Raw genomic sequence first — 15,339 nt, 5'->3', positions numbered from 1 at the left:
CATTTTCTTTAATTCAGCGGATCTGATTTTAACTTAATGTGGATGCGCGATCGCTAATATTCCCGCATCCCCATCTAAAGTTACCTCTACACCCACCGGTAAGGCTGCATTGGGACTATCATGGCCAAAAGGTAAATCGGAGACAACAGGAATCCCCAAATCACCTAAGCGATCGCGCAATACTTCTTCTACACTAAAACTAGATATAGTTGGTGGCGCTTCACAGCGAGTAAAACCACCCAAAGCAATACCGCAGACTTGAGATAAAGCACCACTCAAACGCCACTGTGTCAGCATCCTATCAATGCGATAAGGTGCTTCTGTAACATCTTCCAACGCCAGAATTACACCATTTAGATTTGGCAGGATTGGTGTACCCAAAAGGTGAGTAGCCACCGTGAGATTACCTGGTAATAAAGTGCCAGTAACTACGCCACCACCCCAGCCGCAACCTTTGAGAGGGGTGAAAGAACTACTTTCTAACCAATCAAATAATCGCTCAATTGAACAATCTGTTTCATCTGGCAAAGTCGTCATTACCGGGCCGTGAACGCCGGAAATACCTGCTGTATAAAGGCTCCATAATAAAGCGGTGATATCAGAAAAGCCGATGAGCCATTTGGGAAGCCCTGAGTTTGACCAATTCCAATTTTCTAAGATGCGAGTGCTACCAAAACCGCCTCTGGCACAAAGGATACCACGACAATCAGGATCTTGCCATGCTGCCGCTAGTTGGTGACGACGGGTTTCATCTGTTCCTGCTAAATAACCCCATTTGTCATCTACCTGGGGACTGACTTGTAATTGATAACCGCGCGATCGCCAAATTTCTAGACTCCGTTCAAATGCCTCAAATTCTCGCAAAGCACCACTAGGGGCAATTACTCGTAGTAAGTCTCCAGGTTTCAAGGGCGGTGGTAAAATTTTGGCTGGCATGAAAAAATTTAAAAGTGAAAAGTATCATATTAACAGTGATGCAATTGTGTTAACAACACAACAACTTCATCAATTGCCTGGCGTATAACTGTTGCAGACTGATCCGACTGATTGACGATAATACTAAAAACCAGCGGCTCATACTTTGGTGCATTTATGTATCCAGATAGAGAAACGACACCATTTAACGTACCTGTTTTTGCTTGCACAATACCCTCAGCAGGTGTATCTTGAAAGCGGCCCTTGAGAGTTCCACTTTTACCTGCTACGGGTAAAGATGTACGATAGATATATGCAGTTGGTGTTTTTGCGATCGCCCGCAAAATTTGTACGAAAGCTTCTGGTGTCACTAAATTGCGACGGGACAAACCCGAACCATCCACTAAAATATAATTTGCTGGATCAACTCCCAATTTAGTTAAACTGGCTTTGACAACCTCCAAACCGACATCAGCACTAGTCTGATTTTTAACTCTGGGTTTTTTCACAGCTAATGCTCTCAGGAGTGCTTCAGCATAAAGATTATTACTATTCTGAAGAGTTTCCATTAATAATTCAGATAAAGGTGGCGACTCTACGAATGCTATTTCCTCTTGATGAACACCACCACTTACTACTAATGTTTGTCCCAAAGTAATTTTTTCTGTTGCCAAAGCACTACGGAAGCGTCGTAAGAAGTAATAATTAGGATCAACTACAGGCAAATCTATTAAAGATGGTTCAGAATTCGTTGTCAGTTGTCCCTGAATTCGTAATGTTGTTCCTGATAATTCGCGAGTAACATTAACGTAGCTTGGTTGATTTTGGGCAGCGGTTACTGACTGATTAATTATCCGCCATTGTTTCGCCTCGCCAGGATCAATCCACACGACTTGCAAAGATTTACCTACAGCCTGTGGTACAAGTTTTAAACTAAAAATATTTTGATTGAGAATAAAGCTGCTGACTGGTGTGCCATAGTCTGACTGCACATCTTCCCATTGCCAAGTGGGGTTAACAATATCGCCTTGAATATAACTATCATCAGCGATCAATCGCTGAATTTTGGTAATACCTTTCTGTTTTAGCTGCTGTGCTAATGCTTGTAGTTGAGTATCACTTAAGCTAGGATCTCCTCTACCAACAACACTTAAAACACCATTACCATTCTGATAAATAGAGGTGCGAATCCGAAAATTAGCACCCAATGTTTGTAATGCTGCTGCTGTTGTCAGCAATTTCAGATTAGACGCGGGAGTAAAATACTTCTCGGCATCTCGACTGTAAAGAGTTTGTCCGGTTGACAGGGGTTGTACCAAAATTCCCCAACGCACCCGACTAAATAAGGGACGATTGATTACAGTATCTATGGCTGTTCCCAGTTGGGTAGAGCAAATTGATTTTGTGGTAGTTGCTGGTGCAACTGGGGTTTGTGCTTTAGCTGCTGGCTGGGTAACACCAATTTGAGTACCCAGAAACAGCAGCATCAAGCTAAGAGAAATTTTCCTAGTCATCAGATAGTTATTAAAACTACTTGATGATAATACCTTAGTTGGACGGGAGTAAATTAATACTCTTATTCATCTTCATCTTCATCTTCGTCTTCGTCTTCCCCGAATACTCCGTCTATAAGTTCTTGTGCGCGTTCATCTGAAATCTTTAAGGCTTCCTGAAGCTCAGAGACATAATCTTGTTCACTTTCGGGTACTTCTTCATCAATCCCTACTACTAAGATTGCTGTGATATATGCAGCTTCGCGATAACCTCTATTGGGTAAGGATTCGATGGATTGGGCGATTAAATCTTCTGGATCTTCTTCTTCAATTAAGCTGACGACTTTTTCGGTTAATTCTTCAAAGTCATCGTCAGAATAATCTTCAAATAAGCTAACCCGACTGAGAAATTCACTTAAAGCATATTCTTCGGTTGAAGAAATACCTTCACCATCGGCAGCTGCGGAAAAAAGTCCAATAACTGCGATCGCAACTTCTGGTTCTAGAGCAACTGAACTAACACTACGGCCTTTGGGCAACTTGCGTTGAGACATAATTATCCTCTAAAAGTTACGTGATATGTCAGGAAGTCATACTTTGTGGTTTTTAATGCTTCCTCAATCTAGGATTCCCAAAAAAATGCGGAAATATACATTGGAATAAATCTTTTTTTCATAAAAAATACGTAGAAAATATATTTCTCTACGTATAAAAACGGTTGAAAAAGGAACTGGGAAAATTGTTCAGGGATTCAGACCACTACCCAAATTTTGTTCGCGCAGTGTTCGCACAAGAAGAAAACTCTTCCTAGTCCCCACATCTGGCAAAATTGGGATGCTCCCGATGGAACTAGCGATTTTTTTTAAGTTCGTGCATACTTCTGACAACCTTTGTGACTAAATTTCTGGGTGTAAATCTGACACTTTCACTCAATATCTTATTTCTCATACCAGGAACGACAACGGTTTTATTTGTCATTAAGCTTCGATAAGCAATTTTCGCGACGGTTGCCGTATCCATCATTCTCTTAACGCTAGCAATCTTGGAATTTTCCATTGCAGCAGTTTGCTGGAATTCCGATGCTGTTGGCCCTGGACAAAGAACAGTCACGCTAACACCAGTGCCCTCTAATTCATTAGCGATCGCTTCTGAAAATGATAAGACATAGGCTTTAGTGGCGAAATAAACTGCCATGAGAGGCCCTGGTTGAAAAGCCGCTGCTGAGGCCACATTCAATATTTTTCCATAGTTTTGCTCGACCATATCCTTCAGGAATAACTTAGTTAAATGAGTTAGACTGACGATATTTACCTGTAGCATTTTCAGTTCAGTGTTGAGGTCTGTTTCGGTAAATTCTCCATAAGTACCAAAGCCAGCATTGTTAACTAGCACATCAATCTTGATCGATGCTTGCTGTAGTTCTGTAAAAATTTCTTCTGGCGATGTTGTTATAGATAAATCCTTGGCAAAAATTTTGACAAAAATGCCAAATTTTTGCGGAAATTCATCTATAATTTCATTAAGTTTTTGTTCATTTTTATCTATTAGCACAAGATTATAACTATGACGAGCAAAAATCTGAGTTAATTGATAACCTATTCCACTAGCCGCTCCCGTAATGAGAGCAGTTTTTTTTTGCCGAATTTCGGATGTTTTATTCATGTTGCCAAAAGGAGTAAGGTGATAATTAATTTAAGCTTTATAAAACTAGTTACAGCATATATAATGTTTCCTGTAACTAGTTTTATGAGGACAATAAATGATGCTATCCACCTGAAATTTAATATGCTTCGATCAAGCATATTAAACGCAAATATAAAAATCTGTATCCATATCAACAAGAGCAAAAGTATTTAATATTATTATCAATGCCACAGCATAATTCTGTTACTATAACTGACGTGCAAGCAGCACAAGAGCGAATTTTGGGGATTGCCCACCGCACACCTGTACTGACTTCTAGAATCGTTAACGATCGCACCAATAGCCAGATATTTTTTAAGTGCGAAAATTTTCAACGCACAGGATCATTCAAATTTAGAGGTGCATACAATGCCCTAGCCCAACTATCAATAGCACAAAAACAAACAGGCGTTATCACCTATTCATCAGGAAATCATGGTCAAGCGATCGCTTTAGCTGGAAAATTACTCAATATTCCTACTACTATTGTCATGCCTGATGATGCACCCACTGTCAAACAAACTGCCACTCGTGGTTATGGTGCAGAGATAATTTTATACAATCGCCAAGAAACAAACCGAGAAGAATTAGCCCAAAATTTAGCAGATGAGCGCTCTTTGACACTGATTCCCCCTTACGATCATCCTCATGTCGTCGCTGGACAAGGTACAGCTGCTTTAGAACTGATTCAAGAAGTTGGTGAGTTGGACTTACTATTAGTTTGTTGTGGTGGTGGTGGATTACTTTCAGGAAGTGCGATCGCAGCCAAAGCACTTTTACCCAATTGTAAAGTAATCGGTGTAGAACCAGCCCTTGCCGACGATGCTACTAGATCCTTCCACACCAAAACCCTACAAACTGTCAAAAATTCTAATACCATCGCCGATGGTGCGCGGACTCCTAGCCTTGGTCAAATTACTTTCCCCCTAGTGCTGCACTATGTCGATGATATGGTGACGGTATCGGAAGAAGCGATTCTTCGCACCATGTTTTTCTTGTGGGAACGTCTAAAAATTGTCGTTGAACCTACTGGAGTCCTCGCCGCCGCCGCCTTACTCGAAAATGTGGTGACAGCATCAGAGGCGAAAATTGGTGTCATCATCAGCGGTGGGAATGTAGATTTGGCGCAAGTTGGTAAATTGTTTTCTGACGCAGACTAACCGAAAATTAACGTTTCCAACCCGCGAGGCGGGTTTTGCCTGTGTAGCCGCGACTTCTAGTCGCCTCTACAAAACTAGATTACCCGCTTTTGCCAACAGGGAATTTGAATAATAAACTCTGCACCCTGTCCAGGCTCAGAAGAACATCAGGGTTTTTGCGAAGAATATTTCCCCATGTTAATATTGTTGGTTTGGTTTAAGTACAGATATTCAGTATGGTTCCCGTAAAGACTGTTCTCAAAGATTCAGAGGAAGTCACTCGGTTGTTTTCTCATCTCGAATTTGATGGAAAAAAACTCAATCATCAACCAGGTAGTGTATTGGGAAGTACTGCGTTGATCGCAGGAACCACCGTTGGGGCGGGGATTCTCGCTCTACCAGCCGTTACCTTGCCATCTGGTATTGTGCCATCCACATCTGGATTAATTGCTGTTTGGTTCTACGCTTTATTTTCAGGGTTATTAATTGCAGAAGTTACCTTAAACACGATGCGAACACAAGGGCGTTTGAATATCGGTTTTTTGGGAGTTGTGGAAAATATCCTTGGTAAGTTGGGAGCGCGAATTACCGGAGGCGCATATTTATTCATGCATTATGCTCTCTTAGTGGCATACATCACTCAAGGTGGAGAGATTTTAAGAGTTGCGGCGGCAAAAGTCTGGGGTGTGCAGATATTGCCGATGTGGGTAGGTACAACGACTTTCACGCTCTTATTTGGTGGCATTATGTATCTTGGGCGAGAAAAGTTTATTGAGAAATTAAACAGCGCCTTTGTCGGAATTGTCATCGTTTCCTTCTTGGGACTATTATTTTTAGGAGGAAGGCACATTCAGACTACCCAACTGTTATTTCAGGATTGGAGTGCCCTTGGTAGTGCTATTTCAGTGATGTCTGTAGCGCTGTTTTTTCAAAACGTTGTGCCGCTAGTTGTGACGCAACTTGAAGGAGATGCCTGCAAAATTCGTCAGTCCATCTTGATTGGTTCTGTGATTCCTTTAATTATGTTCTTGGCGTGGAATGCCGTAATTTTAGGAAGTGTCAGTCCTGATATGCTACAAGGAACATCTGACCGGATAACTGTTTTTGATCCACTGCAAATTCTCCGATCTGGTGGTGCAGGACAATGGTTAGGAGTACTAGTATCCATTTTTTCAGAGTTTGCGATCGTCACATCATTCATTGGATTTGTGTACGGATTGCTGGATTTGTTCAAAGATATTTTTTTCTCTGCAAAGGGTGGATTTGCTAGCCGCTTACCCCTCTATTCGCTGGTTCTTTTCCCTCCTATGACTCTGGGAACGCTCAACCCCAGCATCTTTTTTACTGCCCTAGATTACACTGGAACATTTAGTATCTCAGTTCTAGGTGGAATTATTCCGGCGTTAATGAGTTGGAAGCAACGTCAAGAACAAGAAAACTCAGATAGCATAAATCAACCACTTGTTCCTGGGGGAAAGGTGATGCTCATTATGATGATTGGAGTGGCATTAGCCATGATAGGAAGACAAATTCTGTCAATTTACCATCATTGAAGGAGGCAGTCCCAATGAAAATTTCGATGTAATATAAAAGTATGTAATTGTAGTATAAGTGTCAGACACAATTAAATGAGTGATTCTCGCCTCGTTAAAATCAGCAAATATCTGAGCAAATATTTGCGACACACACCGGATGCAATTGGAATTAAACTGGCTCCTGGTGGTTGGGTTGATGTTGATGAACTACTTACCGCTTGTGCTAAAAACAAATTTCCGCTCACCCGTCAAGAATTACAGGTGGTAGTTGAATCCAGTGATAAACAACGCTTTTCTTTTGATGCTACAGGTAATCTGATTCGTGCTAACCAAGGACATAGTGTAAAAGTCGATTTACACTTAGAAGCTGTTGTTCCTCCAGATGAACTTTATCACGGCACGGGACACAAATCTGTAGAGTCAATTCTGCAAACAGGACTTTCCAAAATGTCGCGGCATCATGTTCATTTATCAAAGGATATTGAAACAGCAAAAACTGTTGGTGCAAGACATGGAAAACCAGTGGTTTTTGCTGTAAATACTGCGGCAATGCATCAGGCAGGTTACATCTTCTATTGTTCTGCTAATGGTGTTTGGTTAGTTGAGAATGTACCACCTGACTATCTACAAAAAATTTGAAGTGGGGATTGGGGAAATTCATGAGTAAGATTTGCTTGGGATGTGAATCCCCATTTAAATATTCAAATCTTCCGAGTCCTCAATCCTCAGTCCCCAATTCCCAGTCCCCACTTCAAATCAATATCCCAGCAATACAAGCGGTGATAAAGCCTGCTAACAATCCGCCAATCATTGACCTTACACCCATACGAGCTAAGTCATGTTGGCGATTAGGTGCTATCCCTGTAATGCCGCCAATGGTAATGCCAATTGAACCGATATTTGCAAAATTACATAATGCATAAGTCGCAATAATTACTGCGCGTTGCGAAATTTTACCACTTTCAATTAGTGCCTTTAAATCCAAAAAAGCAATAAACTCATTCAAAATTGTTTTTGTACCCAATAAAGCCCCAACTTGCCGACAATCAGCCCAAGGTACACCCATCAGCCACGCCACGGGAGCCATAATAAAAGACAAAATCCACTGTAATGAGAGTTGCTGTAAACCCACAAATGACCCTAACCATCCCAGCAAGGCATTGAGGGCAGCCAATAATCCCAAAAAGGCGATAATCATTACCCCAACGTTAACTGCTAGCTTCACGCCGTCAATTGCTCCAGTAGTAGTAGCATCAATTACATTTACATAATTGGTTTTTACATCCGCTCTAGCTTTACCAACCGTTTCTGATACTTCTGTTTCTGGATAAAGTAATTTTGATACCACCAACGAAGTGGGAGCAGTCATAAAGAAAGCAGCAATCAAGTGTTCTGCTGGTATGCCAAAGGAAAGATATGCCCCTAAGACTCCAGCGGCAATTGTCGCAAAACCACCCGTCATTACGGCATGGAGTTCCGATTGCGTCATATTTGCTATATAAGGTTTAACCATCAGCGCCGATTCTGTTGGCCCCAAAAAGATGTTAGCTGCACAGGATAAAGATTCTGAACCTGATGTTTTCATTGTCTTCATCATTACCCACGCCATCACATTTACAACTCGCTGTAAAATGCCGTAGTAATACAAGACGCTGATGAAGGCAGAGAAAAAGATAATTGTGGGCAGCACTTGGAAGGCAAAGAAATGATCCTTAAAATTTTCTCCAAAGACAAATTTGGCACCGACATCAGAAAATGCTAAAAATTGGCTGACAATATCTCCGAGAGATTTAAATATATTTAGACCCCAAGGAGTTTTAATAATCACTATCGCAAACACAAACTCCAATCCCAAACCCCATGCCACGATTCGCCAACGCACCGCACGACGATTAATAGAAAAGGCGTAGGATATACCGATAAAAACTAAAATTCCCAACGCAGAGATAGCGCGTTCCATGTTTACTCCCGGAAAGGTATCGCTAAGGCACTTAGTCAAAGAGCATACACAAAATACGCCTTTTTTTGTGGCTTTTTAGTCAATTACTAGAGTTTTGATGTGTAAATAAGAATTTAGCGATCGCACATTTAGCAGATTTATATTTTCTTACAAATTTGTCTTCTAAAACCTTAAGCACACTTGTATTTATGGGAACAATCAATGTGAACAGGAAATGAGCAATGCTGTGCCCTTACTTACTTCAATTCCCCCCGGCTTCAAGCCGGGAGATGAGTTAAAGTCTTGTTTTTGCCCATTTTCAAGGTTTACAGTTGGTAGCACTAACGTTAACTCCAACTGACCTCGATCGAAGTTTGGCTCTTAAGGTTTAGCAACACTAGTAATGTCCTTGTTAAGAACCTCTAAGGCTGTTAACACTTGCTGTTTATTTGGTGTAGAAGCTTTAAGTCCTGCCTTGATCTCATCGGCTTTATCTTCAATTTCTTTGTATGTAGTGGGAGACTTAACTTTGACTCCATCCTCAACCTTTGACCAGAAATCCTCAAATTTCTCAAATTCCCCTTTAGCTTTGCTAAAATTTCCCCCATTAACTGCCGCCTTAGTGTTGGTAACAACACCCTGTAGACCTTGAAACTCACTTGTTGCAGCGGGAGTGGTAGCTGTTGGGGTGCTTGTTGGGGTGGGACTAGCTGCTGTTTGGGAGGCAGAAGTTCCAGCTGGTGGTGTCTGTGTAGTAGAAGATTGTTCTCCATTGTTGCATCCAACTAAAGCCATCATACTAATTAGAGCAACTATCAGTAGTGGATTAAAACGATTCATTATAAACTCCTCATTAAAACTCGTTTTTATAAACTAGTATAGCCTTGTAGCAATGACTATCTAGTTTCTAATGACCGGAGAACTACTATGAAACGTTCATAGATTTCGTGAGGAAGTTCCCAAAAGTGAACTGTTAAATGATGGGTTTTCCCCACAAACCTATTAATTGGAGTTAGCTTCAGCAGCTTGATACGCTTGTAGCAGCCTCGCATGATCGAGAGTAAATCCTACCTGCATGGCTATCTGAGCAAATAAATCAATCTCAGGTTGTAACCAATCACGGGATTCAGAACACTGATGTGCAATTAACAAGCCAAATAGCTGCTCATCTTTGATAATTGGTGCGACTAAATTTGCTTTGACACTAAAGGATTCGAGCAATTTAACGTGACAATCAGCCAAGGCAGACTCATAAATGTTGTTGATGGCGACAACGCGGCCAGACTGGTATTTTTCTACATAGCCTTGAGTGAAGCAGGGGTCATGGATTTTAGACCGCAAAACTTTGGGATAACCTGGCACCACTGATTCGGCAATTATAATTCCGAACGAATTAGCGTAAAAGCTATAAACCAGCACTCGGTCAGTACTCAGTGCTTTGCGAACCTCTTCCACTGTAGTTTTAATGACATCTTCTTCTTTGAGTGATTGGCGAATGCTACGAATAATATCTACTAGTAACTGACTTCGCATCCTTTCAGCTTCGACTCGTTGTAGCAACCTGGCGTGGTTAAGAGCAAATCCCACTTGCATTGCTATCTGGCCAAATAAATCAATTTCAGATTGTTGCCAATCACGAGGTCTGGAACACTGATGTGCAATTAACAAGCCAAATAGCTGTTCATCTTTAATAATGGGAGCGACTAAATTTGCTTTCACACCAAAGGATTCGAGCAAGTTAATGTGACAATCAGCCAAACCGGCTTCATAAATGTTGTTTATTGCGAGAACGCGACCAGACTGATACTCTTCTACATAGCCTTGACCGAAACATGGATCTTGGATTTCAGCTCGTAAAACTTTTGGGTAGGTGAGAACAACTGATTCGGCAATTACAGTTCCAGACCAATTACTATCAAAGCTATACACCATCACTCGGTCAGTACTTAGAGCTTTACGAACCTCTTCTACTGTGATTTTGAGGACATCCTCTTCGTTGAGCGATTGGCGAATGCTGCCGATAGTATCCGCTAGCAATTGACTTTGCACACCTTCTGCCTCGATGCGTTGCATGAGTCTGGCATGGTCGAGAGCAAATCCAACTTGCATCGCTATTTGGGCAAATAAATCAATCTCAGATTGTTGCCAATTACGGGGTCTGGAGCATTGATGTGCAATTAATAAGCCAAATAGTTGTTCATCTTTGAGGATGGGTGCGACCAAATTTGCTTTTACAGCAAAGGATTCGAGCAAGCTAATATGACAATCAGCCAAACCAGCTTCATAAATGTTGTTTGTGGCGAGAACGCGACCAGACTGATACTTTTCTACATAACCCTGACCGAAACATAAGTCTTGAATTTCAGACCGCAAAACTTTGGGATAACCTGGAACCACTGATTCAGCAATTATAATTCCAGACCAATTAGGGTTAAAGCTATAAACTAGCACTCGGTCAGTACTCAGTTCTTTACGAACCTCTTCTACTGTCGTTTTGAGGACATCTTCTTCGTTGAGCGATTGGCGAATGCTGCGGGTAATTTCTATAAATACCTGAGCTTTATCGGCTTTGGTATCAACCTGTTGTAGAAGCTTGGCGTAGTCAAGGGCAAATCCGACCTGCATGGCTATCTGAGCAAACAAATCAATCTCAGATTGTTGCCAAAATCGCAGTCGAGAACACTGATGTGCAATCAATAAACCAAATAGCCGTTTGCCTTTGAGAATAGGTGCGACTAAAGTAGATTTGACCGCAAATTGCTCAAGTAATTCAATATCACTATCGCTAAGGTCGGCTTGATAGATATCATCAATAGAACGGATACAAGCATTCTGGTATTTTTCGATATACCCTACCTCGAATCCAGGGTCAGAGACTTTAACACCTAATATTTTCGGTAAACCAGGTATCACTGATTCGGTGATAAAGGTTCCATTACAGTTAGAGTTGAAGCAAAAGATGCTTACGCGATCGATGTTTAAAGCTTTACGAATTTCTTCTGAAGTAGTTTTGAGAACATCTTCCTTATTGAATGATTCTCGCACCCAGTGGGTAATTTTGATTAATAGTTGGGAGTAATCCGCTTCGGCTTCTTTCTCTTGCATTAAAACCGAAAGCAGGTCTGTGAATAAGGTGATGTTTCTCTCTAACATTACTAATTCATCTTGGCTAGCGATAAAAACTTGAGTAAACTCACTGTCTGGACGTAGCCGATTTTTGATATTGTTAGAAATTGCAGCAGCGTTGCTAACTCGACTAATAACTCGATTTGTCACAAAAACAGCGATCGCACCAGCTAAAATTGCTGTAACCCCCATACCAGTCAACAAGAGTGATAGTTGTCTTTGTAGGGCAAGTTCAATTTCTGTTGAACTTTTGACACTCTCAAGTCTAACTTGCGGAATTTGTTTGCTAATTAAATTAATGCCGTAGTAGTAAATAGTTGTTCCAATTGCAACCACAGGCAGGACACTAATACTGAGTGCCCACAATATTGCTTTAGTCTTTAAACTCCATTTTTGCTGCCATAGCCTTTGTTGACGATTTCGCCTTGCTTGGTTTTGAGAAAAAGACTGACTCATAAATCAAACCTGGAGTGCGGCAAGTGAGAATTAAGCAAATAACCTCACCACCAAATTCTACACAAAACTTCTTAAACAAGAACTGGCTTTTAGAAGTATTTTGAGGTAATAATCTTCTACATCATGTCCCATAACGCTTTTGTTGCTTTTAATCTGAAAAAATCAGGTCTGGTTAACGGGCTAGTTAACAATCAAATTGCGATCGCTCTATCCATCTGACAATTATCATTAACGTGAGTTCGACGAATCATATAGTGTCCATCTAATTAGCCGTAAAAAAGACCTCTCCCTGGTTTTACTATGCAAAACCGTCCCTCTCCGACTCGGAGAGGGACAGACTTGAACTTAGTTCAAGGCAGGGAGAGGTTTATCGAACTCACGTTATCATTACAGCATTTTTCATGTATTTGAAGTACATCTGTCATAAGGCCACAGCATTGCTGTGTCCCTACCAGGTGGTCTATTTACCTGAAAATAGCTGTAACACAAACGGGCGTTGCTGATTGCGGTATGAAAAATAATTTTATGTTATTTCAAAATCCTTGTAGAGACGTTGCAATGCAACGTCTCTACATCCAAGTTCATACCTGGATTCAGCAACACCTAAAATCCAATTTCAATGGTCAAGCTGCGAATCTTTCCTATATCTGCGTTAGCTTTATCTGCAACTTCTAGAGTCCAGGTTCCTTGAGGACTTTTACCTTTGAAAGCAGCAAGTTTAGGGGTGTTTACCTCATCATAAGTCGTTTTGATATTATCTGTAGCTCCACCCTGGCGATCATGCAGAACTATTGGCAGTATGCCGATTTGCACTGGGGGAAGGAGAGTAACTATAAGATCCCCAATATAAGTATGCTCGATGTCTACTAGAATTTTGATGGATTTCAGAAGGGTGGTATTAGCGATCGCCAACGATAATGTTGATACTTGTAAGTCATTAATTGGAATATCTTGGACTGCTTTAAATATGCTAATGGGCGATGTTTGAGCAGGTTTGGCCAACTCTACAGCTTTGAGAGCATTGATTCGACCGTAACCGTAGAAAGGGCTGCGACCATTGGCATCATATTTACCTCCAGTAGAGTCAATGCGATCGCTAGAACGTTTAAAAATATCTCGCACTTCATCCCAACGCAGATTTGGGTTTCTGGCAAGAATTAAGGCTGCAACACCCGCAGCACCCGGACAAGCGCTGGAAGTTCCGCCAAATTCATTTGTGTAGTTGCCTGCGGCGTCACCTAGATTCTGATTACCCGAATTATAACCAAGTACACCAGAGCGATCGGTCGTCCAAATTCCAGAGGTTTGAGAACTATCACCATTGTTGCTGGGGAAGGCGCACCAGACCGCTTGACCAAAGTCACTATAAGCGCTTCTCTTACCATAGTCATTACAAGCTGCCACCGCAATCACCTTTTGGTAGCTGGCGTAGCCGTCGTTATCCACGCTTTCATTACCATTGCCAGCAGCGAATAAAACTACACAACCCTTGCCGTTGCGCCCCTTATTGATTGCAAAGTCTATAGCAAGTCGTGTGGAATCAGGCAGAGGTACTTTTTGCTTGTGTACAGGATCGTCTGGCTCAAACCAAGTACCGTCCGCTGGCCCCCAACTACAAGAAATCACATCAGCACCATTTTGAGCCGCCCAAATAAAAGCATCTGCTTCATCTTGTGAACCCAACGCCGAAGCTAAACGAATCGGCATCAGTTTTGCGCCTGGTGCTACACCAGATGCCCCAAAGTTGCCGTTTCCACAAGCTACGCCGGCACAGGATGTCCCGTGGTTATTATCGTTTCCCGGTCTAGGATTATTCGTTTTACGTGTGACATCACGCGGGGCAACAATCTTGCCAGAGGAACGGAACTCTTCGTGATCGAGATCCACACCGTCGTCGATAATTGCAATAATTGTCCCTGTACCATCGCTCAACTTCCAAGCTGCTTCAACGTTGGCGTGGGCGTTGATTATCTGACCATTAATTGTTGTTTGCTTTAAGTGCCACTGCTGCGGGAAAACCTGACGTTGGCGTGATTCACGCGCTAGTTCAGGATGGCACAGTTCCACTGATTCCTCATTCAGAAGTCTCTCGGCGATGTCAAAGACGGCCATACCAGTATTTGCAGGCGCACTGACAAAATAAGCATTTCGTGCGTATTCAAGTTGGCGTTTAATTGTTAAGCTGTAACGTCTTAAAACCTCTTGGCAGACCCTTGACTCTTCTTCGCTGTCAAATTTAACAAAAAGGTTTTCAGTGTAAACTACAGGTTGTTGAGATATTGGATCGATTAGGACACGTCCGGCAAATTGGACTTCAGATTCATTGTTGAGAATTTCACGGGCGTGATCGCGCAAAGCAACACCTTGATTCGGAACTTTTGCTTGCAAAATTTCTACACCCGCTTGCCGAAACCGTGTTGTTAACTCAAATTGATTGAGGATACTACGAGCTATGGGTGATACAGGTGCGACTTCAAAGGATCTTGCACCCACAATAGTGCTGCGGCTTTCAGTACGTACTACAACATGTTCGTTGCTGATCGCAAATTCATACTGTTGGCCGTTCTGTCCACCATAGCGAACCTGAACCATTGTTTAATCTCCTAAATGTTTTGAAAATTGGGAATTGGGAATTGAAAAGAGGCAGAGGGGCGGGGTGCGGGGGGCAGAGGGGAAAACTTTTCTCCTCTCCCTTTCTCCCTGCCCCCTGCTCCCTTGCTTCTTTCCCAGCCCTGAATGGGGAATTTCACTCATTACTCATTACCCATTACTCCCAAGGGTCATGGGGAAACCGTATTATGCCTTAATTTGAAAGACTGCTGCATACATAGTGAGATGCTGTTTAGTTTATGGATGTTTCTTATTTCATGTGTTATATGTGTATTACGATACAAAATTTAATCTATCTAAGTTCATACAAGTCTTCGATTCGTTTTTCCAGAAAAAAGGAGATTCAAAATCAGGTTGCTTTAAGAATCTTCACTACCAGTAGGGGCGAACTGTACGTCACGATGAAAAAAATCTATTCCATACCACTGAAAAACGCTATAACA

The 15,339-nt window shown here is 41.7% G+C and carries 11 protein-coding genes; 3 read left to right on the top strand and 8 right to left on the bottom strand.

The window, feature by feature from the left end; translation table 11 throughout:
* Positions 1 to 33 precede the first annotated feature (33 nt).
* The 4 genes from HWQ39_RS18860 to HWQ39_RS18845 form a co-directional block, all read right to left on the bottom strand.
* Positions 34 to 936: an LD-carboxypeptidase gene (locus HWQ39_RS18860; protein ID WP_292848246.1), complete on the bottom strand. Its 903-nt coding sequence runs from the start codon at positions 934 to 936 to the stop codon at positions 34 to 36.
* Between the two features lie 29 nt (positions 937 to 965).
* On the bottom strand, positions 966 to 2,429 hold the full coding sequence (gene dacB, locus HWQ39_RS18855; protein ID WP_292848243.1) for a D-alanyl-D-alanine carboxypeptidase/D-alanyl-D-alanine-endopeptidase: 1,464 nt from the start codon (positions 2,427 to 2,429) through the stop codon (positions 966 to 968).
* A 62-nt stretch (positions 2,430 to 2,491) separates the two neighbouring features.
* A complete protein-coding gene (locus HWQ39_RS18850; protein WP_292848240.1) occupies positions 2,492 to 2,962 on the bottom strand; it encodes a tellurite resistance TerB family protein in 471 nt (156 codons plus the stop codon).
* A gap of 295 nt (positions 2,963 to 3,257) precedes the next feature.
* Positions 3,258 to 4,070: an SDR family oxidoreductase gene (locus HWQ39_RS18845; RefSeq protein ID WP_292848237.1), complete on the bottom strand. Its 813-nt coding sequence runs from the start codon at positions 4,068 to 4,070 to the stop codon at positions 3,258 to 3,260.
* Between the two features lie 206 nt (positions 4,071 to 4,276).
* Between HWQ39_RS18845 and HWQ39_RS18840 the strand changes: the two genes are divergently transcribed.
* The 3 genes from HWQ39_RS18840 to HWQ39_RS18830 all read left to right on the top strand — a co-directional run bounded on the left by HWQ39_RS18840 (position 4,277) and on the right by HWQ39_RS18830 (position 7,404).
* On the top strand, positions 4,277 to 5,251 hold the full coding sequence (locus HWQ39_RS18840; protein WP_292848234.1) for a threo-3-hydroxy-L-aspartate ammonia-lyase: 975 nt from the start codon (positions 4,277 to 4,279) through the stop codon (positions 5,249 to 5,251).
* A gap of 215 nt (positions 5,252 to 5,466) precedes the next feature.
* The gene (locus HWQ39_RS18835; protein WP_292848231.1) at positions 5,467 to 6,783 is read left to right on the top strand and encodes an amino acid permease; all 1,317 of its coding nucleotides are present in this window, start codon (positions 5,467 to 5,469) and stop codon (positions 6,781 to 6,783) included.
* A gap of 75 nt (positions 6,784 to 6,858) precedes the next feature.
* Entirely contained in the window at positions 6,859 to 7,404 is a 546-nt protein-coding gene (locus HWQ39_RS18830; RefSeq protein ID WP_292848228.1) for an RNA 2'-phosphotransferase, read from the top strand.
* 112 nt (positions 7,405 to 7,516) lie between these two features.
* Here HWQ39_RS18830 and HWQ39_RS18825 read toward each other — a convergent pair whose 3' ends face one another.
* From HWQ39_RS18825 to HWQ39_RS18810, 4 genes are all read right to left on the bottom strand, one after another.
* On the bottom strand, positions 7,517 to 8,725 hold the full coding sequence (locus tag HWQ39_RS18825) for a NupC/NupG family nucleoside CNT transporter (RefSeq protein WP_292848225.1): 1,209 nt from the start codon (positions 8,723 to 8,725) through the stop codon (positions 7,517 to 7,519).
* 360 nt (positions 8,726 to 9,085) lie between these two features.
* The gene (locus tag HWQ39_RS18820) at positions 9,086 to 9,544 is read right to left on the bottom strand and encodes a DUF4363 domain-containing protein (protein WP_292848222.1); all 459 of its coding nucleotides are present in this window, start codon (positions 9,542 to 9,544) and stop codon (positions 9,086 to 9,088) included.
* Positions 9,545 to 9,706: 162 nt separating this feature from the next.
* Positions 9,707 to 12,286, bottom strand: coding sequence for a GAF domain-containing protein (locus HWQ39_RS18815; RefSeq protein WP_292848219.1), 2,580 nt, complete (start codon positions 12,284 to 12,286; stop codon positions 9,707 to 9,709).
* A gap of 603 nt (positions 12,287 to 12,889) precedes the next feature.
* Entirely contained in the window at positions 12,890 to 14,878 is a 1,989-nt protein-coding gene (locus HWQ39_RS18810) for a S8 family serine peptidase (RefSeq protein WP_292848216.1), read from the bottom strand.
* Between the last annotated feature and the right edge of the window lie 461 nt (positions 14,879 to 15,339).

The sequence above is a fragment of the Nostoc sp. NMS8 genome (genome assembly GCF_017115045.1).
GTDB lineage: Bacteria > Cyanobacteriota > Cyanobacteriia > Cyanobacteriales > Nostocaceae > Nostoc.
Note: the sequence above shows the minus strand (reverse complement) of the source record. Positions and strands in the feature narration are given on the sequence as shown.